This window comes from Monoglobus pectinilyticus, assembly GCF_002874775.1.
GTDB lineage: Bacteria > Bacillota > Clostridia > Monoglobales > Monoglobaceae > Monoglobus > Monoglobus pectinilyticus.
Window position 1 is genome coordinate 435,546 of sequence record NZ_CP020991.1, and the last position, 26,596, is coordinate 462,141.

17 protein-coding genes are annotated in these 26,596 nt (G+C 36.5%); 3 read left to right on the top strand and 14 right to left on the bottom strand.

All coding sequences use genetic code 11. The features are described from left to right. Nucleotides 1-11: 11 nt before the first annotated feature. The 8 genes from nrdG to B9O19_RS01975 all read right to left on the bottom strand — a co-directional run bounded on the left by nrdG (nt 12) and on the right by B9O19_RS01975 (nt 10,605). Nucleotides 12-521 carry an anaerobic ribonucleoside-triphosphate reductase activating protein gene (nrdG, locus tag B9O19_RS01940; RefSeq protein ID WP_102364864.1) on the bottom strand — a complete coding sequence of 170 codons (510 nt, stop codon included), beginning with the start codon at nt 519-521 and terminating at the stop codon, nt 12-14. Next, on the bottom strand, nt 518-2,866 hold the full coding sequence (locus B9O19_RS01945; RefSeq protein WP_158648886.1) for an S-layer homology domain-containing protein: 2,349 nt from the start codon (nt 2,864-2,866) through the stop codon (nt 518-520). Before B9O19_RS01945 ends, nrdG begins: the two co-directional genes overlap by 4 nt. A 64-nt stretch (nt 2,867-2,930) precedes the next feature. Beyond that, the gene (locus tag B9O19_RS01950) at nt 2,931-4,337 is read right to left on the bottom strand and encodes an aminopeptidase (RefSeq protein ID WP_102364866.1); all 1,407 of its coding nucleotides are present in this window, start codon (nt 4,335-4,337) and stop codon (nt 2,931-2,933) included. Nucleotides 4,338-4,363: 26 nt separating this feature from the next. Beyond that, the gene (locus B9O19_RS01955; RefSeq protein WP_102364867.1) at nt 4,364-5,008 is read right to left on the bottom strand and encodes a lytic transglycosylase domain-containing protein; all 645 of its coding nucleotides are present in this window, start codon (nt 5,006-5,008) and stop codon (nt 4,364-4,366) included. A 24-nt stretch (nt 5,009-5,032) separates the two neighbouring features. After that, a complete protein-coding gene (gene coaE / locus B9O19_RS01960; protein ID WP_102364868.1) occupies nt 5,033-5,644 on the bottom strand; it encodes a dephospho-CoA kinase in 612 nt (203 codons plus the stop codon). A gap of 136 nt (nt 5,645-5,780) precedes the next feature. Then, nucleotides 5,781-8,405: a DNA polymerase I gene (polA, locus tag B9O19_RS01965; protein WP_102364869.1), complete on the bottom strand. Its 2,625-nt coding sequence runs from the start codon at nt 8,403-8,405 to the stop codon at nt 5,781-5,783. A 106-nt stretch (nt 8,406-8,511) separates the two neighbouring features. Next, complete coding sequence (locus B9O19_RS01970) at nt 8,512-9,528, bottom strand: zinc-binding metallopeptidase family protein (protein ID WP_102364870.1); 1,017 nt, start codon at nt 9,526-9,528, stop codon at nt 8,512-8,514. A gap of 57 nt (nt 9,529-9,585) precedes the next feature. Continuing rightward, on the bottom strand, nt 9,586-10,605 hold the full coding sequence (locus B9O19_RS01975) for a zinc-binding metallopeptidase family protein (RefSeq protein ID WP_102364871.1): 1,020 nt from the start codon (nt 10,603-10,605) through the stop codon (nt 9,586-9,588). 95 nt (nt 10,606-10,700) lie between these two features. On the opposite strand from B9O19_RS01975, the gene B9O19_RS01980 reads away from it, so the two are divergent. Beyond that, entirely contained in the window at nt 10,701-11,426 is a 726-nt protein-coding gene (locus B9O19_RS01980) for a stage II sporulation protein M (protein ID WP_102364872.1), read from the top strand. A 3-nt stretch (nt 11,427-11,429) separates the two neighbouring features. On the opposite strand, the gene B9O19_RS01985 is transcribed toward B9O19_RS01980, so the two are convergent. After that, a complete protein-coding gene (locus B9O19_RS01985; RefSeq protein WP_102364873.1) occupies nt 11,430-12,254 on the bottom strand; it encodes an AraC family transcriptional regulator in 825 nt (274 codons plus the stop codon). Between the two features lie 77 nt (nt 12,255-12,331). Beyond that, entirely contained in the window at nt 12,332-13,129 is a 798-nt protein-coding gene (locus B9O19_RS01990; RefSeq protein ID WP_102364874.1) for an AraC family transcriptional regulator, read from the bottom strand. Between the two features lie 120 nt (nt 13,130-13,249). Between B9O19_RS01990 and B9O19_RS01995 the strand changes: the two genes are divergently transcribed. Together B9O19_RS01995 and B9O19_RS02000 are read left to right on the top strand one after the other, a co-directional pair. Next, entirely contained in the window at nt 13,250-19,306 is a 6,057-nt protein-coding gene (locus B9O19_RS01995; protein ID WP_102364875.1) for a glycoside hydrolase family 3 C-terminal domain-containing protein, read from the top strand. Nucleotides 19,307-19,518: 212 nt separating this feature from the next. Next, complete coding sequence (locus B9O19_RS02000; RefSeq protein WP_102364876.1) at nt 19,519-20,925, top strand: MATE family efflux transporter; 1,407 nt, start codon at nt 19,519-19,521, stop codon at nt 20,923-20,925. A gap of 1,177 nt (nt 20,926-22,102) precedes the next feature. Here B9O19_RS02000 and wecB read toward each other — a convergent pair. Genes wecB through B9O19_RS02020 form a run of 4 tightly spaced genes read right to left on the bottom strand, consistent with a single transcriptional unit; the run spans nt 22,103 to nt 26,555 of the window. Next, entirely contained in the window at nt 22,103-23,227 is a 1,125-nt protein-coding gene (gene wecB, locus B9O19_RS02005; protein WP_102364877.1) for a non-hydrolyzing UDP-N-acetylglucosamine 2-epimerase, read from the bottom strand. Next, nucleotides 23,214-24,326, bottom strand: coding sequence for a glycosyltransferase family 4 protein (locus tag B9O19_RS02010; RefSeq protein WP_102364878.1), 1,113 nt, complete (start codon nt 24,324-24,326; stop codon nt 23,214-23,216). The genes wecB and B9O19_RS02010 overlap by 14 nt, the downstream gene beginning before the upstream one ends. A 20-nt stretch (nt 24,327-24,346) precedes the next feature. Continuing rightward, on the bottom strand, nt 24,347-25,351 hold the full coding sequence (gene trpS / locus B9O19_RS02015) for a tryptophan--tRNA ligase (protein ID WP_102364879.1): 1,005 nt from the start codon (nt 25,349-25,351) through the stop codon (nt 24,347-24,349). A gap of 1 nt (nt 25,352) precedes the next feature. Then, nucleotides 25,353-26,555 carry an aminotransferase-like domain-containing protein gene (locus tag B9O19_RS02020; RefSeq protein ID WP_245862973.1) on the bottom strand — a complete coding sequence of 401 codons (1,203 nt, stop codon included), beginning with the start codon at nt 26,553-26,555 and terminating at the stop codon, nt 25,353-25,355. Nucleotides 26,556-26,596: the final 41 nt, after the last annotated feature.

Genomic DNA, 26,596 nt, shown 5'->3' on the forward strand with positions numbered 1-26,596 from the left:
AATTTGATTCTCTACTCAAAAGTATAGACCGTTTTTCCGTCTGATTCCATGGTCTTTTTAAGATCAATCATCCTTTGATTTTTGCTTCCCCTAAACCTTAACAATAAAGTTTTTTCAGACATTATGAACTTTCCGTCTATCAAAACATCAGCTAAATTTAAAAGCCGCATAATGTCCTTATCCTCTTTAGCCATTTCATATAACTGTTCAAATGTATATCCGGAATAAACAGTTATGTTTTTTCCTAAACTTATAATCTCTTCTGCAAGGTCAGCCAACGCCCCGGCCTGACAAAACGGCTCGCCTCCGGAAAAAGTTATTCCGCTCAGCAAAGGGTTTGCTTTAAATTCTTCCAAAACCTGTCCGCTGTCTACAATTGTTCCTCCGTTAAAATCATGGGTCTGAGGATTATGACAGCCATAACAGTGATGCGGACACCCCTGAACAAACAAAACAAAGCGTATTCCGTCACCGTCTGTAATGGATTCTTTTACAACTCCCGCTATTTTTAACTTGCTCACTCAACATTCCCCATTTCATTAATGGCGGCTCTTTTTGCAACGTAAGCAATATCAACAATATCTATAACGCCGTCTTTGTTTATATCCCCGTCCCTGACGCTTTTCCAGTCCTTATCTTCAAGTTCAGATTTATCAAAATAAGTCAATATTATTTTAACATCGTTTTCATTTACGGTTCCGTCACCGTCAACATCTCCTAAAACGGCAGCCTTCAATACAACTTCGATTTCAGTTGAAAGATTATAATCAGTATTCTCTGCCTTTATCTTAAACTTACTGCCATCTTTAAAATCGCTGTATATTTTGATAACTCCGTCTTCTGAAATTTCTAAATTTCCAATTTCACTTTCAGCTATAGAGAATTTAACACTGCCATCAAATTTCTCACCTATTTGGTCAGATATAAACCCAATATACTGATACTCAGAAAAATCATATCTTGGAATTATAAGCTCGTTTTTCCCTTCAATATTTATCTTCACCGGCTTTGCTTCTCCAATTACAGCAGATACCTTTGCAATTAGAGGCGTCCACCAATTCTGTGTTTCAGGAAAAATCGCTTTTATATACTTAGTTTGATTTAGTTCTGAAAGCCTATACGAAGCCTTTGTCCATTTTCCCGGAGATTCTAAATAATCACAGTTAACTTCCGGTTTGCTCCATGTGTTTCCGTCTGATGAAATCTCAAATTTAAAATCAGTAAGTTCTTCTCCTGCAAAAAAATATGATATTATTTCAGCTTCATCAGAGTATGGTATTGAATAAATAACCTCGGCTTCACCGTCACCCGCTCTTTGAAAAGTAGTAAAGTCATCGTAAAAAGCGTCCCGGCTCCCATCATCAGGAATCAAATAAGCGTAAACATTATTATATGAGTATAATTCAGCCAAATTCTCGCACTCATAATCAATATCAGTGTCAAACGATGAACCCGGAGTTTCACTCGGCAGCGGTTCTTCAGTAGGAATAGATGTAGGAGTCGGAATCAAATCCGGTACCTCTGTTGGCGTCGCACTAGGTTCACTCTCAACAGTATCAGAATCATTTTGTTTACTATCCAAATCGTTTTCTGAAACAGGATATGCTTTATCCTTGCCTAAAACCTTCATCTGTTCCTCAGATTCAACAGGATTCAGCGTATTAATAAGATTCCAAATTAGCTGTGCCGTTTCAGCTCTGCTCATATCATCTTTAGGTCTAAAACATTGGTTTTCATCACCGTTGATCACACCTGATGAATAAAGTCTATAAACATAATCAACAGCATAGTCAGAGATTATATTTTCATCTTCAAATGTTATTTTAAGTCTGTATGAATCAAGTGATATACCCATTGCGTCAATTCCGCGGCACACTATAGCCGCCGCTTCTTCACGGCTGATATAAGAATCAGGTCTGAAAGTTTCATCATCATATCCATTGACCATTTTCAAATTTAATGCGGCAGAAACATACGGCGCATACCATTCTGAATTATATGTGTCAGAAAATGGCAAAGATATATTATTTTCAGATACGCCTGCTTCCAAAGCCGTAATTATAAATTTCAAAAATTCCGCTCTTGTAACACTGTTTTCAGGTTTAAAGCTTCCATCCTCATATCCATTAACTATACCCAAGTTATAAAGTTCAATAACAGCATTTTTTGACCAGCTTTCATCATTTATATCATTAAATATATCTGTTGGTTTATTTGTTTCCTCAGGTATAACAGTTGGTATATTATTTGAAGGTTCCATTGTAGGAGAAACCCCGGTAGTAGAGTTTGTTCCGCCTCCAACGGTTATTGAACCGCCGGATCCTCCGCCTCCCCCGGAACTTCCTCCTCCGGAATTCTTAGCCTTTATTGATAAACTCACGTTTTTATTCAAATCATTATATTTTGTGTAACCCATACCGCTGTCAATGAGCACAGCTTCCAACAAAGTAACCTGAGTATTTCCGCTCTTTTTTGCAACAAAATTCAACGTAGTCAGTACACTGCTCTTGATATTTGAATTGTCAGAAGAGCTGACCGCTATTTTAAGAATCCCGTCTGAAACCTTTTCAGCAGTAACAACCTTGTCCTTTTCTTTTAAACTATATGATTTATATGTAAGAAAATTTTCATCATAGGAAAACACCAGTTCAAATCCATATAGATTTTCAGGCTGACCTGATACATCAGTTTTTACATAAGCGGCATCTCCCACAGTTAAAACTGTTACAGGATTAGAAACACTGAACACAGCCTGTCCTTCAGTTTCATAAGGTGGCGGAAGTTCAACTCCATAAGCAGTAACAGAAACGGTAATTAAAACTGCTACTAAAATACATGATAAGCAACAACTCTTAAACTTTTTCATAATACCCCCATAGAAAAACAAAATAAGGCGGAATAATTTTCGATTATTCCGCCAGATTCTGAATTTATCTTTCATAAAATGCTTTGTAACCTTTATAAGCCATATAGATATCCAGCTTTCCGGCAATCTCGTAAGGAGAGTGCATCGAAAGAATCGGAACCCCAACATCTACAACATCCATATCTAAATTAGCAACAAAACCGGCGATAGTTCCGCCGCCGCCGCCGTCTATCTTGCCTAACTCGCCTGACTGCCATTTTACATCATTTTCATTAAATATCTTTCTAATTTGAGCCATAAGTTCAGCGTTTGCGTCACTTGAACCGCTCTTTCCGCCCGAACCGCTGTATTTCATAACACCAATACCGCCGTTAACCAAAGAAGCATTTCTCTTTTCGCTCGCTTCAGGGAAGTTCGGGTCAAAAGCCGCACATACATCTGCAGAAAGACAAATTGAGTTTGATATTGTGTCACGCAGCTTAATATCGTTATAATCTTTAACTGATTTATCAACAATCTTTGCAAGTACGTTCTCAAAGTATCTGGAACGCATACCTGTATTGCCTACGCTGCCAATCTCTTCTTTATCGACAAGCAAACATACAGCAGTATATTTAGGTTTCTTAACATCCGCTACAGATCTTAACGCGGCATATGCACAAACCCTGTCATCTTGACCATACCCTGCAACCATGCTTCTGTCAAAACCTAAATCACGAGCTTTATAGGCCGGTACAGCTTCGATTTCAGAACTTATAAAGTCTTCTTCACATATATCATACTTTTCATTGAGAAGATTCAAAATATTATACTTAACTTTTTCCTTCACATCTTCTCCGCAGTCTTTTCCTTCAATGTTTCCCAATATAATATTCAGACTTTCCCCTGGAATGGCTTCTGCCAACTTCTTTTGCATTTGGTCTTTAGCAAAATGCGGAAGCAAGTCAGATATTACAAAAGTTGGGTCGTCATCCTCTTCACCAATTGAAATTTGTATCTGTGTTCCATCCTGCAGCGTTGCAACCCCATGCAGAGCAAGAGGTATAGTTGTCCACTGATACTTTTTTATACCGCCGTAGTAGTGAGTTTTAAAATATGCAAAATGACTGTCCTCATATAAGGGATTCGGCTTCAAGTCAAGTCTTGGAGAATCGATATGAGCGCCTACAATTGATGTGCCGTTTGTAATATCCTCCGAACCGATAACTGCCGCAATTATTCCTTTTCCGCGGTTAACAGTATAAACTTTGTCTCCTGCTTTTAATGAATCCTTTGAGCTGAGAGGCACAAATCCATTAGTTTCCAAATATTTTTGAGCGTTTACTGCAAACTCACGTTCTGTCTTAGACATATCCAAAAAAGACCTGTATTCACTGCTGTAAGCCGCCATGTTCTTTTTATCCGTTTCACTCAATGATGAATACTGATTCTTGTTTTCATAAAAAAGATTCTTTTCAGTTTCGTTTGACATAATAATACCTCCTATTTATATTTACACTATTCATAAAGCTCTTTGTATTTTTGGTATGCGGAATTCACTCCGGTAACATAGTTTTTTGTCTCCGCAAAAGGAATATCTGAAAGTCCGCCTTTACCATCCTTATATCTTTCATCTTTCAGCCAGCTGTCAACATTTCCAATACCGCCGTTATAGGCGGCAATAGCCAGGCTTATATCGCCTTCATATTTATCAAGAAGCCATGATAAGTAATATGTGCCGATATGTATATTTATATCCGGAACATATAAATCATCCGGCAAATTAACTTTCAAATCAAGTTTTTTAGCACAGTCCGAAGCCGTCTCTGTCTGAAGCTGCATAAGTCCGTACGCTCCGGCTTGGGATACTGCATACTGGTCGAACTTACTTTCGGCTTTTATAACCGCGTAAACTAAATATTTATCAACATCATACTTTTTGGAGTATTTTTCAACCAAGTTTTGATATTTTATTGGATAAGTCTGCGCTGTTATATTACTTCCTATACCCGAAAGCGCATTATTTATTCCTGAAACACAGCTCCTAAACAGAAAAGCTGATAATAATATAATAACTATTACACCAAAAACGGCAGCCACAGCACACCCTTTATTGCCTTTTTTCTTCGGAGACCTGCGCCGTGTTCTGTCAGGTATTCTCATATATTTCAACCTCAAATCATTATTTTACGTATTCAAACTTATCAACTCTTTATAAATACCTGTTACACATGTTCTAAGTTCATCAATATTTTCATAATTATTTTCTATAACAAAATCTGCTCTTTTTATTAATTCTTCATCAGTAAGCTGATTTTTTATACGGCTCAAAATTTCTGATTCATCCATACCATCCCGCAGCATTACGCGTTTGATGATAATTTCCCGGCTGGCTGTAACAACAACAGACTTGTCGTATTTTATATTAAAATCATCAGAAAATAATAATGGCACGTCAAGCACAATCATATCACCTGAACCGCTGGCAGAGATATACTTATCAATCATATTCTGCATTTTTATAAAAATATATTTATGAGTAATGCGGTTTAACACTTCAAGTTCAGCTTTATTATTAAAAACAATTTTAGCCAATTCTTTTCTGTTTATAGTTCCGTCACAACTTAAAATTTTCCTGCCGAAATGCTCAACAGTTTCAAAATACGCCGGAGTATCCTTATCAAGAACAGTTCTGGAAATCTCGTCCGCGTCAATAGTATATGCGCCCAACTCTGATAAAATGTGGGAAACGGTACTTTTACCGGAACCGATAACTCCTGTAAGCCCAACAATAATCAATCAGCCCAACTCCTTACATACATACCAATATATTATAACACATACTATCATTTCCTATCAAGCAAATCAGAAATTGTTTTCAAATATTTAATATAATTGAAACCTGCTGTAATATTTTTGTTATCATATTAAGCGCTTATTTTGTATCATACCAGCTATGCCCAACGTTCAGGTCAACAATCAGCGGAACCTTCAGCTTAGCCGCATTTTGCATTTCTTCTCTCACAACCCTTTCTACCGCTTCTTTTTCATCGCTTACAGCTTCTACTATAAGTTCGTCATGAACCTGCAGAACAAGCTTGGATTTAAGTCCTTCCCTTTTTAATCTGTTATACACGTTTACCATGGCAATTTTTATTATATCTGCGGCAGTTCCCTGTATAGGAGCATTCATAGCGACCCTTTCGCCAAATGCCTGGGTTATTTTATTGCTTGCTTTAAGCTCGGGCAAATATCTCCTTCTGTTATACATAGTCGTTACATACCCGTCTTCTTTTGCTTTTTCAACAATATTCTTCATATATTCATCAACTTTTGGATAATGCTCCAGGTAATGTTTAATATACTGATCCGCTTCTTTTCGTGAAATCTTTAAATCCTGAGCAAGTGAAAAAGCGCCAATACCATAAACTATTCCAAAATTAACAGCCTTAGCTCTGAAACGCATGGTGGAATCAACCTCATCTAAAGGCACATCAAAAACTTGAGAAGCCGTTTGTCTGTGAATATCTATATTATTTCTAAACGCTCCGCACATATTCTCATCACCCGAAATATCTGCAAGCACTCTTAATTCTATCTGTGAATAGTCGGCGTCTACCAAAACTCTGTTATCACCCTCAGCCGTAAACATTTTCCTGATTTCACGGCCAATATCAGTTCTGACCGGAATGTTCTGCAAATTAGGCTCGGTACTGCTGATTCTTCCGGTTGCTGTAACCGTCTGATTAAAACTTGAATGTATGCGCCCTGTCACAGGGTTTATTATACTTATCAGACTGTCAACATATGTTGAGTTAAGCTTTGTCAGAGTTCTGTATTCCATTATATCTTCAATAATGGGATGCTCACCCATCAGCTTATTTAATACATCAATATTTGTTGAATAACCACTCTTAGTTTTTTTACCATGAGGCAGCGACAGCTTTTCAAACAGTATATTTCCCAGCTGTTTTGGAGAGTTAATATTAAATTCTTCACCCGCATAATCATATATTTCAGAAGTTAATACCTCTATTCTAGATTTCAGCATGTTTCCGAACTTTTCAAGCTCACTCTTGTCCACATACATACCGGTTATTTGCATATCTGCAAGAACTTCAACAAGCGGAAGTTCTATTTTATAATAGAGGTCTTCCTGCTCATTCTTTTTTATATCAGCTTCAAAAAAATTCTTTAGCTTTATTATCGCCGCTAAAACTCCGGCGTCATCATTCGAATCTTCATTGCCTAAATCCATAGAAATTTGTCCGTCTTCTTCTATATTTGAAGAAGGCATATTCATACCTAAATAATCGAAACACAAAATATCTAAATCGTATTTTGTTCTTGTTGGATTATTTATATATGCGGCAATCAAAACATCAAAACCTATCCCATTAAACTTTATATTTTTATCGTTTAGGCGTATAATATCATTTTTTATATCATATCCGAGTTTTGATATGCGTTCATTTTCAAAAAAGCTTTTTAAAAAATTGTCATCACACGTACAGCAGCAAACCTTCTTGCCGTCTTTGGAAAAGTACATTTTATCCATACCGCTGTTTAGATAATAATAAACGCTGTCAGCATCCTTTAACATAATTTCAGCGCCGATTATATCTATTTTTTCACAGTCGGAAGAAATAGTTTCTATCACACGCTCATCCTCTGCAACGCCTTTCAGATTAAGTCTTTTCAAAAAAGACTTAAAGTTTAATCTAATAAATATTTCACTCAGCTTTTTTTCGTCAGGCTCCTCAAACTTATAATCTTCAAACTTGAAATCTATGGGAACGTCGCGAATAATCGTGGCTAATTTCTTGCTTAAAAAAGCCATATCTTTATCATTTTTAAGTTTAGTTCTGACAGAGTTAGTAACTTCAATTTCATCTATCTTATCGTATATATTTTCTATGCTCTGATACTTTTCAATAAGTGAAACAGCTGTTTTTTCTCCAACTCCTTTTACACCCGGTATATTATCGCTTGGATCTCCTGCCAACCCTTTAACGTCAATACATTCGCTCGGTGTAACCCCAAATTTTTCAATCACAGCGTTATAATCGTATGGAGTAGTGGTTGTATTACCCATACGGGTCACCACTAGTTTAACAACAGTATTATCTGAAGAGAGCTGCAAGTCATCTTTATCCCCTGTTAGGATGCTGCATGAAACATCATTTTCATCACAGATTTTTGACACTGTCCCTATAATATCATCAGCCTCATATCCTTCAAGCTCAATACATTTGCAGTCCATAGCGCTGAGAACTTCTTTCATAATCGGTATCTGAACGATAAAATCATCAGGCGCGGGCTTTCTTTGCGCTTTATAATCATCAAACATTTTATGCCTGAAAGTGGGAGCCTTTAAATCAAAAGCTACTCCAAGATAATCAGGAGTTTCCTCCTCAAGATATTTTAAAAGTATATTTAAAAAGCCGTACACAGCATTTGTAGGCGTGCCGTCAGGAGCGCTGAGTGGACGTATTCCATAATACGCCCTGTTAAGAATGCTGTTTCCGTCCACAATCAATAGTCTCTTTTTCTCAGACATAGTATAATCCTCCGAATTGTCATAATGTGTATATGATAACACACATTACTAGGGAATTCAATCAAATTTTTATTTGGAAATCAGATAATAAAAATAATTATTGGTTTTAGCTTTCCAAATATTTTGATATAATCTGATATGCCGCGTCTATGTCGCGTTTATCGACAATTTCAGATGAGGTATTCTTATTTTTTACCGGAATATCAAGCTCAGCAGTCAGAATTCCTTTTCCCTTAATATTTACACTTGTAATATCTCCGTCATCAATCTTCTTAGCTATAATTTCACATTTTATATCATTATCTTTGTTCTCAATATTTAAATTGTCTTTCATGGACATAAGCTTTATTGCTATAGACCTGTCATGACATGTTGAATTAATTAGGCATGGTATAAAACATCCGCTGCCTAATTTATATTGTTCCTCTTCAATTGTATCTAGAGTTATTGCCTCGTCAAACTCATCATCTGAACCAAAACTTAGCTTTGCTCCTCTAAGCCCAACTTGCTTTTGAACTGTAAACACACAAGTTATACTGCAATCATAGTCCGCCTTCAACAGCGCAGCTAAAACAGCACAGCAAGCCCGCTGTCCTATCGCTTTGTTTGAAACGCCATATTCACCAAGTTCGGTATATTTGCTTTTAAATCCTGCAAAATCTCCTATCAAAATTTCACGCTCAGCAGCCTGTTTATTATCGGCGCCAATGTCAATAAACAAATCTTTCAGGCACACAAGTTTTTCACGCTCTTCTTTTGTTGATAAATGAACAGCCTTAAGAGAAATAATGCCCGGAATCATTTTATCTCCCACAACAACCGATTCTGAAACTATCGACTGAGGCCTGATTATTCCAACCGGTTCAAAACTCAAAAATGCTCCGCCGCCTTCTTTATAACCACTGATTATAAATCCAGGCTCATCCATGCTTGCCATAATCAAAATATTCTTATTATTTTTTCCATGCTTTTTTGCTATTATATTGCCTATATTATCAACTTTTATTTCATCACAGCTTGACCTTATCTCAGACAATATTACTTCACGCACTTGCCTTTCCCGTCCTGAAACACCAAACGCTTCTGACAAATGCTTTAACAAATTCATATCTACTTTGCTCATTTAATCACCATCCATTATTAATTAATTTCTGCTTCATTGTTATAAATCGGCTTATTCTCAAATTGAAAAGTGTTTTACAGCCGCTGCCACTAAATCTGAAACGTTCTCAACATCCGATGTTTTCAAAACTTCCACATTTGTGTGCATATACCTAAGCGGTATTGAAATCAGCAAAACCTGTACGCCTTTACCAACAGTTTGAATTGCCCAAGCGGTAGTTCCTGAAGCTCCTCCGGCAACTTCAATCTTATGATTTATCTCATTTTCTTCGGCCAAATCGATCAATTTCAGTGCCTTATCATAGTCAACATTTGGTCCTCGCAGAATAATGGCTCCGCTTCCCAATTCAAATACACCGCAGTCATCCTTTGAGTCGACAGTGGTTCCATGAGTAACATCAACCACTATTGCCAAATCCGGTTCTATACCATAGGTACTTGTAAACGCACCTCTTAACCCAACCTCTTCCTGGGTAGAAAACACAACATAAACATCATTCTTTAAAGCTGACTCTTTAATCTTTTTAAGCGCCATAATTATTGCTGACATACCTGACCGATTATCCAGCGAGCCCGAACAGATATTGTCGCACAACAAATGCGTAACCTCATAGTCAAAGACAATGTGGTCACCTATTTTAACCATACTCTCCAAACTCTCTTTCTGAAGTCCTGTGTATATTCTTAGCTCCTCAATTGCAGCATTTTTCTCACCGCCGTCTTTTGGAACCATAATTACACCGGGTATCTGTTTATTACCGTTTATTTTAACTCGCAAACCCGGCAAAATTCTAACGTCAATACCGCCGACCGCAACAAATTTAATCTCACCGTCTTCTGTAATCTCAGACACCAAAAAACCTACTTGGTCCATATGAGCTTCTATCATAATTTTTTGTTTCTCTTCATTTTCTGACGATGTTCCTGTAATTTTACCAATCACATTTCCCATATTATCTATGTTTGTTTCGTCACAATACTTTGATATAATCTCAACTGCAAAATCTGAAACGGCAGACTCATGTCCGCTGACTCCATATTTTTCAGTCAATTCAGTTATTAATTCAGCTGTTTTCATAATTTCTCCTTTTTTCTAAAATCATAATATTTTTTATCAGGCATATAATTTTATATATTTAGCTCAGCAAAAGTATTAATTGGAGGCCTACATATATGAAAAAATTTTTTGATACCGGAATGCCAAATGTAGTAAGCAATGTAAATCAGATAAAAATATCAAGAAGATATAAAAATAACGCTTCTGAGTTTATAACAAGAAACAGAGCTTCAATGATTCTTTGTATTGTATTGCTGCTGCTCGGCGGTATAGCCGGAGGAGCTGTCTATACATGGCTCCCTCAAGACTTGAAAAATCAAATTTTTTCATATATGCAAAACTACTTCCAAGGTTCTGTTATTATTGGAGTATCACATTCCGAAATATTTAAAACTGTAATCTATGAACATATTATTACCGCTTTCATAATTTTTCTATCAGGAATGTTTATTTTTTTATCACCTCTAAGCTTTATCAGACTGTGTTCAAAAGGATTTACTATAGGATTCTCCCTAACATTTCTTGTTTCAAGATATGGGGCAAAAGGAATAATATTTGGTCTTTTATCAATTATAGCATGCAATGCATTAATAGTCACTGCTATGATATGGTTTACAATAACTGCATCTGAAACAGGAAAAACTGCAAGACACGGACGCAAACTGAATAAATTATCCCGGGATAAATACACAAAATTCATTCCGGTCGGAAAAAACCTGCTTAAACTTCTTCTCAGCCTAGTTATATTTTTGGCAATAGCCCTGATTTCAGCTCCTATTGAAAGTTTTGTAGGTCCCGGATTGCTAAAAGCACTCTACTCTATTTTTAGCAAGTTTGCATAATTTTTAAACATCAGAATAATGCCTGAACTTATTAGGAGACACTCCATATTCAGCTTTAAAAGCTGTAGCAAAATAATTGCTGTCATTAAATCCGCAGCGTGTAGCAACATCTGTTATAGAACTATACTTATTGCTTTTAAGTAATTTGACTGCCTCACGCAATCGGTATTTCGCAAGATATTCCTTAAACCCAAAACCTGTCTCTCTCTTAAATTTTTTAGAAAAATATGTTGGGCTCATATTTATATAGTCTGCTGTCATATTTAAAGTTATCTGCCGGTTATAATTTTTACATATAAAATTTATCGCCTGCTGAATAACCTCGTTTAGAATATTATCACTGTCTCTTGCTACATGTGATTTATTTTTATATGTTCTTAACATGTCTATCAATATTTGGTTTATTATACTTTTCAGCACAATATCAGACATGCTGTCAGGAGAAGTTACTTCTTTATGAATATTTGAAAACTTTGTTTTTAACTGGTTCCTGACAATTTCCGGAATATGCACAACCATAGAATCAATATTTTTTAAAGCCTGAGAATCATCACAAATATCAAATAACTTTTTAACTATGCTGTCCGGGAACATTAAAACAGTCCTTTTGTGACTAGTATTATCCCCAGCCACTGTCCTATGTATTCTTCCGCTTCTAATAAATACTAAACTTCCTGCACTGAGATTATATAGCTTTGTGTCAACAAAAATTTTACTGCTTCCTTCTTCCAAATAATAAATCTCATTGTGTCTGTGAAAATGTGGATTTGTCTCATAATTTCTCTGCCGTCGGACAGTTGAAATCGTTATCTTGTCGTCCTGGAGCACTGCTATCCCTCCAATCTTATATCGTGTATAGTAAACAATAAAATTATAATTTTACATGTTTTTTTATATTAGTTTTATCATTCTTTTATAAACTGATTAATACTATTTTTGTATTCTTTGGGAGTTCTTCCATACGCTGCTTTAAACATGCGGTTAAACGTTCTCTGACTGTCAAAACCCGAAAGCTGACTGATTAAAGTTATATTTTCATCAGTTGTACGTATCAAATTTGCTGCGTATTCCGCCCTAATTAACCCCAAATAGTTTCTTAAATTAATTTTAAACTTTTGGGCAAAAATTCTGGAAATATAACATTCACTCACATTAAAATGCTGAGCCAAAGAAGCTCTAGTAATCGGTTCTGTAAAATTTTCTTCAACATATTTAACAATCTTGTACGAAATATCTGTCACAGGGTCAGACGGCAGATGTTCAAGTTTCATTATTTCCATAATGTACGACATAATAACGCATGCCCAAGAAAATTTAACCTCGAAGGAATCATCAGGAGAAATACATGTAAGAGCAGTTTTAAATTTTTTATTTATCGACTCCCTGCTTATAATCGGATTTTGAGGTCTAAAGTTTTTTAAGTCAGGGAACAAATTTCCAAATAATTTTGGATCGCACATAACAATTAATACCTCTGAATTCTTTTTGTCTATAGAATAAAAAGAATGCACGGTATCCGGGAATATTACAGTCATAACCCCCTCTGTTACTTCAAAGTCCTGATTTTCAATCTTTAAATGCTGAAATCCTTTATATACATATACAATTTCTATATATTTATGCATATGCTCAGGAAAATCAAGCTCGTAATTGTTATGTTTTACGGTTAAGTCAGATTTTCTAATCTCGTATGCCGGAAGCATTTTCCTTACCTCCAATCCAGCTATATTTTGTCTAAAACTTCATACAATTTGACTTTAATTATAGCACTAAAAGTGTTATAGTTCAAGTATGAACTAATATATTTTCAAGGAGGAAATTTTATGATTATACGAAAAGTATTATCTGCAATCACCGCAGCTGCAATGCTGGCAACTACACTGCCGATTACAGTTGCATTTGCCGACAATGGAACCGAAAACAAACCAACCGAACAAGCTGTATCAGCTGTTGAACAAATCAGCGAACCTATTATGGAAGACGCTGAAATTGCTGAAACGCTTCCATACCAGGACACTTCTCTTTCATTTGAGGAAAGAGCCGCTGATTTGGTAGCTAGAATGACGCTCGAAGAAAAAGTTTCTCAAACAGGACGCAGCGCACCGGCTATAAAACGTTTGGGCGTCTCCGCTTATAATTATTGGAGAGAAGGTATACATGGTGTTGCAAGACAGGGTAAAGCAACAAGTTTCCCTTCAAGTCTTGCTATGTCAAATACCTGGGACAGACAGCTTGTATATGAAGCGTCTGACATAACATCCACAGAGGCAAGAGGAAAAAACAATAAGTATGATTTATCATACTGGAACCCAACAATAAATCTTGCCCGGGACCCAAGATGGGGAAGAAATGAGGAATCATACGGTGAAGACCCATATCTTACATCTGAAATAGGTGCTAAATCTGTAGAGGGTATGCAGGGTGAAGACGCAAAATATCTTAAAACAATAGCAACCCTTAAACATTTTGCTGCTAATAACTGTGAAGGCGAAAGACAAACCGGAACATCAGTTATGACAGAAAAAACTTTTAGAGAATATTATACAAGAACATTTAAAGATATAGTTGAAAGCTCTAATCCTGCATCAGTTATGAGTTCATATAACGCGCTTACCATAAGCAGAAACGGAGAAGTTTTTTCTGACTATATTGCTTCCAGCGCTAACAAATATCTGCTGACAGATTTATTGAGACGCACATGGGGATTTTCAGGCTATGTAGTCGGAGATTGCGGCGCGTGGGAAAATCTTTTCGGAAGACAATCTATGAGACAAAAACTGTTTCCGGATTGGAACTTAGACGATATAACTGCGCCTATGGCAGTATCAAAAGCTTTTAATGCCGGAAACAACCTTGACTGCGGTTCCAGAGCGCAAGGCAGTACATTCGAATCCGTTGAACAGGGATGGATGAGTGAAGAGACTCTGGATGTAGCTGTATATAGTCTGTTTCTTGCTCGTATGAAAACCGGCGAATTTGATTCAAATGTTGAATATCAAAAAATAAAAAGCGATGTAATAGAAAAAGACGAGCATGTTGCAAAAGCCGAAGAAGCCGCTGAAAAGAGCTGGGTTTTACTTGAAAACAGAAATAATACACTCCCACTCAAAAACACAGTGTCTAATGTGGCTGTTGTAGGAAATCTTGCTGACGAGCTGACACTTGGTGATTATTCAGGAGAACCAACCAAAACTACAACTCCATATCAAGGTATGAAAAACGAAATCCAAAGCATTAACTCTAACGCTAATGTTGAACTCATCGGAAATGTAAGCGACAGTACGCCGCTGTTTAATATTAAAAGCATAAATCTTGTTCTTGAAGATGGAAAAACAAGAACTGTTGACTTGTCAAAAGCGACAAGCGTTAGAGGAATGACTTTATCAGGTTCAAACCTTAAAGATGTCACTAAATCAGGCATGGCTGTTGTAAAAGATGTTGACTTTTCTAAAGTTACAGACGTAAAAATAGAAGCAGCATCAATGCCCGGTATGCCTAAAGCGTCTGTAAATATCAGTTACAGCAATATGACGCAGACTGTAGCCACCGTTGACATAGCAAATACAGACAGTCCTGATACTTATGTTACAAACGAAGCTAAATATACAGGAGCTGACGGTGGATATAACTCCACAGCTGATATGTATATTACAATAAACGCAAGCGCTGACTTCTCAGTAGAGAACTACAAGAATTCTCTTGACGCTGCAGATTATATTATAGCATATGCAGGAACAACAACAGCAGATTCCAAAGAATCAAACGACAGAAGTTCAATAGACCTTCCTATATCACAAGCACATGTTCAAATGATTTGTGACAGTTATCCAGAAAAGACCATTGTAGTAATGTCTACTGTAGGACAAATCAATGCAGAACCATTTAAAGATAAATGTGCCGCTATGTTATGGACTTCATATAACGGACAAACGCAAGGAGAAGCCTTAGGAAAAGTCCTGACCGGAAAGGTTAATCCATCAGGTAAATTAACCACCACATGGTATACTTCTGAAGATCTACAAAAGATGCCTCTCGGCTCGCCAAAACAAAATGTTAATGGCGTTGATTATAACTTTACAAATTATGAAATAGCACAGGCAGATAATTATCCGGGCAGAACACATCAATATTATTCAGGAACACCTGTATATCCGTTCGGCTACGGCACAAGTTATACAAATTTTGTATACTCAAATATCAAGGCTGACAAAACCAACGCTGACGCCAATGATACTGTCAGAATTACTGCAGATATAACTAATTCCGGTTCTGTTGACGGCACTGAAATAGCTCAGCTTTATGTTACAGTTCCCGGGGCAGACGGAAAAACTTTGCCATTAAAACAACTCAAAGGTTTTGAGAGAGTTGAATTAAAGGCCGGCGAAACTAAAACAGTTTCATTTGATTTAAATATATCGGACGTATATTTCTTTGATGAAACAACTCAGTCCAATTATGTAGTAAACGGTGCATATACCATTAAAGTTGGTTCAAATGCAAATGATGCTAATGCTCTTTCTACCACTGTAAATGTGAGCGGAAGCATTTCTAAAAATGTTAAAAACGTACACGCAGTACCTACCGGTATAAAACTTTACGGTGCTGTAGCTAAGGGAGAAACAAGTGTTGCGCCTGCCAACTATATTGAATCAAACGCATCAGCAGCACTTCAAGACGATACGCTGATAACTGATTTATCAACACTAAGCAATGCTACAGTTACTTATACAAGTTCTAATGAAGATGTAGCCAAAGTTGACAGCAATGGTAAAGTTACAGCTTCAAATATTGAGGGAACAGCTTTAATAACAGTTACAATCACACCTCAATCAGGAACTCCTGTGACAGATTCATTCCCAGTAGTAACCCAGCTAAAAGAAAAGGTTGCTCCTGAAGTTACCGCATCTTATTTAGAAAAACTGGAAAATGCGTTTAAAGCATGCCCGGAAATTGCTTATCTGCCTGAAAACTGGGAAACAATTTTAAGTGTTTATAACACAGCCAAAACTGCTATTGAATCAGAACTCTTAGAAGAAAACCTGCCGGGTATTTTGAAACAAGCAGCAGCAGACTTAAAAGCTGTGCCAACTATTGAATTAGCTGAAACATATAATATAAAATCAACAAATCCGAGCATATTGGTAGATAATAGAATTGATTACTCAAAGGCAGGAATCGGTGAATATACAGCTTCCGAAACCGAAATATCCGGAACAATCACTGTTGATTCACCATGCACAGTTGATTTAAAAGCATTAAATAATGATGTTTCTGTTGATAATTCAAAACTGATTTGGACAGTTGAAAAGCTTGACAGCTCTTCAAGAAAAGCTCCTGAAATAGATAGCTCAACAGGAAAACTCACCATATACGAAAACGGCGTATTTAAAGTTTCAGCAAAAAATTATACTGACAAAGAGTGCGGAACAATTATTGTATATGCCAATTTACAAATCGAAGGTGAAAGCGCTGACAACGGCGGCGGTGCTAATTTAAGTGACGCAAAACAAGGTGCCAGCGGAGGTCTTAACGCCGGCAGCACAAAAAATTACTGGTTAAGATTTGATGGTGTAAAACTTGATAAACTCACCGATATAACTTTCCGTTTATCACAGCTTGAAACACCAAGTGAAATTAATGTATCACTCAGTCCTAATACAAACAGAATTATAGGAACCGCTACAGTGCCTGTAACCGGAGCTTGGACAAACTGGACTGAGGTTAATGTTGGAATTAACAGAAATGAGCTTTCAAAACTAAATCTTGATGCTAACGGCTGCGGAACAATTTATGTTCAAACTAACACATCAAACTTAGATTTTATGAAACTTAACCACATAAATGCAGATATAGATGTTGTTGACCAACCCGGAGGAAAAACCAAAGTGAGTGTTCCTTATGAATCCGGCGTTTTGGTAGCTGCTTCATATGAAAACGGCGCACTTAAAAATCAAACAGTTCAGGAGTTCTCTGCACCCGGTGATTATGTTTTTGACGGCTTCAAAGAAAACGATGAGGTAACATTCTTTACATGGGAAAACTTAAACAATATTACTCCTCTTGATAAAGCAGTGAAACATGTATATCACGAACCTGAAGCAAAAACACTGACACTATATCGTTTCGACGATCCTGCTTTTGACTCATTCTTTGAAACATCTGACGGAACTAAACTGACCAGCGGTACCGGCATGGATGGTATCGGCGGATGGAACACTGAGGCAAAAGACAGAAAATATACTTATAATGGCACTTCTTATACTTTTAAAAGAGGTCTAAAAGGCGGCCGCGGCAGTGAGACACTTAAATGTGTATACTTTACTCCTGATACTGACGGAGCAATGACTGTACTATTTGATTCAAGCTCAGACAGATATATTGCAGCAAGTCAAAACGGCGTTGAATTAAAACAACAATACGGAACAGCTTCCGGTAAATTGACTGCACTTGAAGTAATGGTAAAAGCAGGTTCACCGGTATATATCTATGGAGGTGGAGCTAATAAATCAATATTTGCAGTATTCTTTGATACTGAAAAAACTATAGTTGAATCTTCACCGTCCCCTTCCCCTACTGCATCGCCGGAACCGGAACCAACACCAAATATAACATATACTAGAAAAGTTGAATTTGAAGATTACAATAAAGGATGGTACGATGCCGGTATGACTAAGAGTTCAGTGGCAGAAGCCAGTGGAGGTTATGTTATAGACAATACCAGAAACAATGATACTTTCTACTTCGGCGAACATGATATGCAAGACTTTGCAATTATAGAATTGATAGCCGGAACAAAAGAAACTTCGCCTGTAAATGTTGAATTTTTTGCTGTTGATATGGCAGGTATAAATGTTGACACTGCTTCACAGAGCGAAATAAATAAGCATCTTACATCTGCAAACAGCATTGGTTCAGCTACTCTTATTGCAAGTACAAAAAACTGGAATGATTTTAAAACAAACGTAATAAGAATAAAATCTGGACTTACAGGAACCAAAGGGATATTTATGAAAGGAACAACTACAGGAAAATATTTGGGTAACTTTGATTATATGAATCTCATGTATTCAGACCCAAATATAAGCACTGCTTCATCACCAGAAAATACTGTTATATTGAATGCTTCAAATAACTCTGTGGAATTAAGTGTAAGCGGTGATACCATTACTGTAACAAAAGACGGTAAATCAACACAACTCAATTATAATGAGGAATATCAAAAAAATGTTGATTTTAAGAAATTGGCAGTATGGAATAATATGTTTACTGCTCTGGTACAGGATAGAGAAACCGGAAAAACTGATATAATAGCCAGTCCTCTGGGAAGTGTTTGGAATGAAATAACACCATCCGATTTTGCTGAAAGTGATATTGATTTAAAAGGTAATGAGAACTTTGTTATAAATGATTTCATAGTTATAGATGACCAGCTTTATTTAGGATGTAACGACGGAATATTAATAACGATGACTTCTTGCTCAAAGTGTTATACTTTAAAAAAGGCTGCTGATTTCAATATTGAAAGTATTGAATATGATAACGAAAAAATCTTTATCAGCAATAATAATGATAAAAAAGAAATAGATTTAAGCAGCGCAAGACAAAAAAATATAAAAGCTGATGAAGCTTTGAAACTTTCAGAAAAAGGTGCAGTACTTGCAGACGTCAGAAGCAAAGAAGAATTTTCAGCAAATAATTTCAGCGGTTCAATAAATGTTCCTATAGATGAGTTTGAAACATGGCTGCAGACTCAATCAAAAGATGAAACTATAATAGTATATTGTTCATCCGGAGCTCGCTCTGCTAAGGCTGTTGAGATTGCTGAAAAACTTGGATATACAAAAATATATGACTTAGGCAGTATTGATAATCTTAAGTAATAAAGAGTAACTGTTTTATTAAAATATAAAATTGCCGCCGGCGCTCAATTGCCCGGCGGTATTTATATAATAAAAATCGTTCCTTGAATAAAAATTATATGGCAAAAAAACAAAGATTTTTTCTAAATAACGCAAGAAGTTTATAGAATATAATAAAAATATGTTCTATAATATTAACCTAGGTAAGAAAATAATTATGGGGGTAACGTTAAGTGGAAAAACTTAAACGAATTTTTTTAGTAAAGAACAACCGTGATTTAATTTTGGAAGGCAATGTTATACGAGCCCTATTGTTTTTAGCAATTCCAATTATAATCACTAACTTCTTGCAACAAATGTATAACCTGACAGACACATTCTGGCTCGGGAAAATAGGCACCATACCTCAAGCCGCTATCTCAATGGTATCACCGATTCAAAGTACTATGATGAGCTTTGGACAAGGAATAACAATGGCCGGCTCAATTTTGATGGCACAATACATAGGAGCCGGACGAATGAGAAGCGCTAAATCAATGGCAAACCAAATTTTTGTTTGCGCTATGATATTTTCAGTATTCTGCGCCGGCACGCTTTTTGCTCTAACACCAATAATTACATCTTGGATGGGAGCAGACGGCGAAATTTTTTCACTTGGCAATATTTATTTACGTATAGTTATCTTGGATACTCCTTTATTATTTATAATAAACATTTTCGGAGCGGTTAATCAATCTCAGGGAAATACAATATTCCCTATGCTTATAAACTTCCTGGGCATTGTAATAAATATGATTCTCGATCCGCTGTTTTTAATGGTCTTTCATATGGGTATTGGAGGGGCGGCAATTGCGACCCTTGGAGCTAAAATTCCATGTGCGATAATCGCACTTAAATACTTATTAAACAGAAATAATTCTATATCTTTGGATTTAAGATATATGAGACCAAAATGGAACAAAATTAAAAAAATCATTTCAGTCGGTCTTCCAACCGCATTGGGAAGCAGCGCTATGCAGTTTGGATTTGTACTTATGTCAAAGAACGTATATGTTTTCGGTTCATCCGCTATGGCTGCATATGGCGTTGGAAATAAAATCAACGGAATCATAACTCTGCCTGCAAACGCTTTGGGTTCTGCTACCTCCACTATTGTAGGACAGAATTTAGGCGCCGGACAAATAAAACGCGCTGAAAAAGGTTATAAAACAGCAACCATTGTTGGCATGGGACTGCTTTTTATAATGGGTATGATTCTATCAAGACCCGCTGTATCAACTATTATTGTAAACATATTTACATCTGATAACACTGTTGTTCCGATGGCAGTTGATTTTATTTCTATAATGTCATTTTGGTGCTTTACTAACAGTGTATATAACTGTACTGTTGGATTATTAAACGGGTCAGGAAAAACAAAAATTACTATGATTATAGAAGCTACAAGATTATGGGTATTTAGATTTGCAACTATTTTCTTCTGCCAAAATATACTTCATATGGGTGTAGAAAGTATTTGGTATTCTGTTGTTGTAAGTAATGGGCTCTCAGCGCTCATATTATTAATAGTATACACAACAAGAATATGGGAAAAAGACAGTCTTGGAGTTCGCAGCGCAAGTCCTGCTAAACATAATTAACAATACATAAATTTATACTATATGTTTAAAATAATGTTTAATTTTTAAAGCAATTTTATTATAAGAAAAATTACTCAAAATATTTATATCTGTAACTTATAAGAGGAGCGTTAATCGCGCTCCTCTTAATGTTAAAATAATATTATTATGGTTTTGTAACTATTTAAAGAATAAATGTACTCCTGTGCCTGCCGCCTTATGTAGTGCATGTCGGCACCCTACCGATGCTTGCTGATTAATGTTCCTTAATTATATATTGTTTTCTATATATTTCATTGTGACAAGTTATTTTTTATTTCATCATTAACTATATTTTACTGCATTCCGTGACTGCGCGCCTTACGTGGTACCTGTCGGCACCCTGCCGATGCTTGCTTGTTAATGTATCTTTATTATATATTTATTTTCAATATATTTTATAATGACAAGTTGATTTTTTAATTTAATCAATAATTATTTACTGCATTCCTCGCCTGCGCGCCTTACGTGGTGCCTGTCGGCACCCTGCCGATGCTTGCTTGTTAATGTATCTTTATTATATATTTATTTTCAATATATTTTATAATGACAAGTTGATTTTTTAATTTAATCAATAATTATTTACTGCATTCCTCGCCTGCGCGCCTTACGTGGTGCCTGTCGGCACCCTGCCGATGCTTGCTTGTTAATGTATCTTTATTATATATTTATTTTCAATATATTTTATAATGACAAGTTGATTTTTTAATTTAATCAATAATTATATTTTGCTGCATTCCTCGCCTGCGCGCCTTACGTGGTGCCTGCCGGCACCCTGCCGATGCTTGCTGATTGATGAGCCTTTATTAAATATTTATTTTAATATACTTTAAAATAACAGGTTGTTTTTATAGTTAGTGAACAATTATATTTTGTTTAATTTGTATGGCTTGTTGCTTACGCGATTGTTGTCTTCCAGTTCATACACTTGATTTTATAATAATAGTTTATTGAATGTTTACTTTTTAATATACTATATAAAATAATTTACTGTTTAAATAATTACATAAACAGATAACATCTGTAATCCAAATCCGTATGATTTATCATCTATCTAGATTAAAATATATTAATAATATATTTTATATTATTAACCTCTTTATAAAAAAAGACAGCAGAATCAATCCGCTGTCATTTTTATATCATATTTATTAATTCTCTATTTATCAAATCTTTCAATTATAGCTTTAACTATTCTTTCAGAGGCATGACCGTCACCGTATGGGTTAACCGCATGAGCCATTTTTTCATACTCATTAACATTTTCTATCAATTCTTTAGTCATATTATAAATGTTATCCTCATTAACGCCGGCAATTTTTACTGTTCCGGCGTCAACGGCTTCCGGTCTTTCTGTTTCATTTCTTAAAACCAAGACCGGCTTGCCCAAAGAAGGTGCTTCCTCCTGCAAACCGCCCGAATCAGTCAAAACCAAATAACCTCGCTTTATAGCATTATGAAGTTCGTCAGCATTTACAGGGTCTATAAGCTTTATTCTGTCATGATTTCCTAAAATATCAAATACTACTTCCCTTACCGCAGGATTTAAATGTACAGGATATACAACCTCAACATCATCAAAGTCATTTACTATTCTTAATACTGCACGGCAAATGTTTTTTAACGGTTCGCCCAAATTCTCACGCCTATGAGCAGTCATAACAATAACCTTTTTAGTGTCCCAATTTAAAGTTTTTAGTCCTTCATCAGAAAACTCATAGTCATCTTTTACCGTAGTTTTTAAAGCGTCTATAACAGTGTTTCCAGTAACATATATATTCTCTTTTGGAGTATTCTCAGATAAAAGGTTATTTTCATTTCTTTTTGTAGGAGCAAAGTGCATATCCGCGATAACTCCTGTTATGCGGCGGTTAATCTCCTCCGGGAACGGAAAATATTTATCATAAGTCCTAAGCCCTGCTTCAACATGCCCCAAAAGAATTTGGTTATAATATGCGGCAAGACTTCCTGCAAAAGTGGTCGATGTATCGCCATGAACCAATACTACATCCGGCTTGACTTCCTTCATTATTTCATCCAAACCCTCAAGAGCTCTGGTAGCAATATTAACTAAAGTTTGTCTCTCGTGCATAATATCTAAATCATAATCCGGCTTTATATCAAAAATTTTAAGCACCTGATCCAACATCTCGCGATGCTGAGCCGTAACGCAAACAATTGACTCAATCCTGTCACTATTTTTTTCAAGTTCTTTCACCAATGGCGCCATTTTTATTGCTTCCGGTCTTGTCCCGAAAATCGTCATTACCTTAATCTTCTTCATTATAGTTATCCTCCTCGGTCAACTGTTCGTCAGCATTATAGTTAATATATTCGCCGGGATCATGAAGCTCTCCCATAACCTTTATTGAAACCAATATAATCAAAAGCACTGAGCAAATTAATATCAATCCTCTGCCATATCCTTTTATAGAGATAACTACGGCAGTCATACATAAAACAGCGGTCAAAGTATATAAAATAGTTACAACCCTGCGCTGAGAAAAGCCCATATCCAGCAAACGGTGATGAAGATGTCCTCTGTCAGCCTGCATAGGAGAATGACCGGTAAGCACACGTCTTATAATTGCGAACATAGTGTCAAAAATCGGCAGTCCCAATATTAAAATAGGCACCGCAAAAGTGATAACAGCTGACATTTTAAGCATACCCTGCACTGATATACAAGCCAAAATAAAACCTAAAAACAGCGCCCCAGTATCACCCATAAATATCTTTGCCGGGTTAAAATTATACGGCAAAAATCCAAATCCAGCTCCTGCAACCGCAGCTGTCAAAATAGCTACATTGAGATTATCACTGATTAAAGTTAATGCCAGCAATGCAATTGAAGATATAGAGGAAACACCAACCGCTAAGCCATCTAATCCATCCAGCAAGTTTACAGCGTTACATATTCCCACAATCCAAAACATAGTAACAACGCATGAAACCCAATAGTTCATGACTATATAAGGTCCTCCGAACCATGCGCTGAAAGGATTGGCAAAATGTTCAATACGAACTCCGCAGTATACTACAACAGCCGCTGCCAAAATCTGACACACAAGCTTCACAATAGGCTTCATTTCAGTAATATCGTCAATGACGCCCGTTGTAACAATTATAGCGCATCCAATTAATATGCCCATAACTTCTATATCAATTGTAGCAAAACAAGCGACGCTTACTATAAATCCATAGAATATTGCCAAACCGCCCATCAGCGGAATCGGCTTTTTATGTACTCGTCTTGAATCTTTCGGAACATCAATAGCATTCACCTTATGCGCCAGCGATATTACCATAGGAGTTGCGGAAAACGCTACCAAAAAGGCCACAACAAGCGCAAGCAGCACATATATATTATTATCGAAAATCATAGGAAATCCTCCTGAATTGATTAAGGTTCAATAAACCCTACCTTACGATATACTTTAGACAAAGTTTTCATTGCTGTCCGATTTGCCTTGTCAGCGCCGGACTTGTATACTTGTTTAAGATAATCCTTATTCTTCATAAGGTCGTTATACTTGTCCTGTATAGGTCTTATAGTATCCACAACAGCCTCTGCCACAGCATTTTTAAAGTCGCCGTAACCCTTTCCGTCAAACTCGGCTTCAATTTCATCCATGGTTTTACCGGTTACTGCAGAATAAATACTCATCAAGTTCTCAACGCCTTCTTTTCCTTCACCGCGTTTCACCTCACTGCCTGAATCAGTGACCGCACGCTTAATTTTCTTAACAATTTTATCAACCGGGTCAAGAAGAAGAATATATCCATTCTCATTAGTATCTGATTTTGACATTTTTTGCGTCGGCTCCTGCAGGCTCATAATGCGGGCTCCGACCTCGGGTATATATGGCTCTGGAATTTTGAAAGTCTCGCTGTATGCATTATTGAAACGATTCGCTAAATCCCTGGTTATCTCCAAATGCTGAGACTGGTCGTTTCCCACCGGAACCAAATCTGCCTGATACAGTAAAATATCAGCAGCCATAAGAGAAGGATAAGTAAAAAGACCTGCATTTAAATTATTAGCATGTTTTTTAGCTTTATCCTTATACTGAGTCATTCTTGAAAGCTCGCCCATGTAAGTGTTGCAAATCATTACCCACGCCAGCATAGAATGCGCCGGAACATGGGATTGAAAAAATATAGGGCTCTTTTCCGGGTCAAGACCTGAAGCTATAAAAAGTGCTAATAAATCCATAGAGTTTTTTCTAAAATCCTTTGGTTCCTGCCTTACAGTTATGGTGTGCATATCGGCAAGCATAAAATAACACTCGTATTCATCTGTTTTTGACAGATTCACCCAATTTCTGAGCGCTCCCACATAATTTCCCAGTGTCAATGCGCCGGATGGCTGTATACCGCTTAAAATTCTCTTCTTTGTATCTTCCAAATTATTCACCTACTTCTTCTTTTAGCAAATCGCCCAAAGTTTTTATTCCGCTTTCTATCTGCTCTTTTGACGCAGTTGAATAATTCATTCTGAAACTGCTGCAAACAGCTTTATCATCAATCATAGTAGTTGAGCCAGGTACAAAAGCAACACCTCTGTCTACCGCTTTCGCCATAATAGCTTTGGTATCGTATCCATCAGGCATTTCACAGAAAAGGAATATACCGCCTTCCGGAACAGTATGACTAACTGAACTTGGGAAATACTTGTCCATGCACTCGCACATAAACCTGCACTTTTCACCATATGTCTCTTTTAGTTTTGAAATATGCTCGTCTATTGAATATTTTGTTAGGAATCCATATACGACCATCTGAGCCAAAACATTTGTATGTACATCCTGAACCTGCTTACAGATAATCATTCTTTCCATAAGCTCTTTATCGCATGAAGTGAATCCAACCCTGATACCCGGAGACAATATCTTTGAGAATGAACCCAGATACACAACTCGTCCTTGAGTATCCAGCGATTTTATTGTTGGAACATCATCTCCTGCAAACCTAAGCTCTCCGTAAGGGTTGTCCTCAAATATCATAAAGTCATACTGTTCAGCCAACTCAAGCAGTTTTTTTCTTTTCTCAAGAGACATTGTGATTCCGGACGGATTCTGAAAAGTTGCAATTGTATATAATATCTTTATATTGCTATGCTGTTTCAAAAGCGCCTCAAGCTCTTCCATATCAATTCCATCGCTCTGAACTTTTACTCCATATATTTCTGCATTATAAGAACGGAAACAATTAAGACCGCCTATAAAGCTTGGCTGTTCACAGACAACAGCGTCTCCCGGATTCAAAAGAGATTTTGAAGCCAAATCAATTCCCTGCTGTCCGCCGCTTACTATTATTGTCTCATTATTATCATTCTCTTTGATAATCCCTTGTGAAACAAGACGGTTTTTAACCCAATCACGCAAAGGTGCATATCCTTCTGTCACACCATATTGAAGCGCAATTTTGCCATTATTTTTTAAAACGTCGGCAGCAACTTCCGAAAGCTCATCACACGGAAAAAGCTCCGGGTCAGGAGCTCCTCCCGCAAAAGATATTATGCCAGGCTTATCCAGCAGTTTAAAAATTTCACGTATTGCTGACGCTTCCAAATCCTTTACCTTATCAGAAAATTTAGTTTTGATATCCATATTAGTTATGTCCTTCTTTCATATAGGTTTTTTCTATTAAG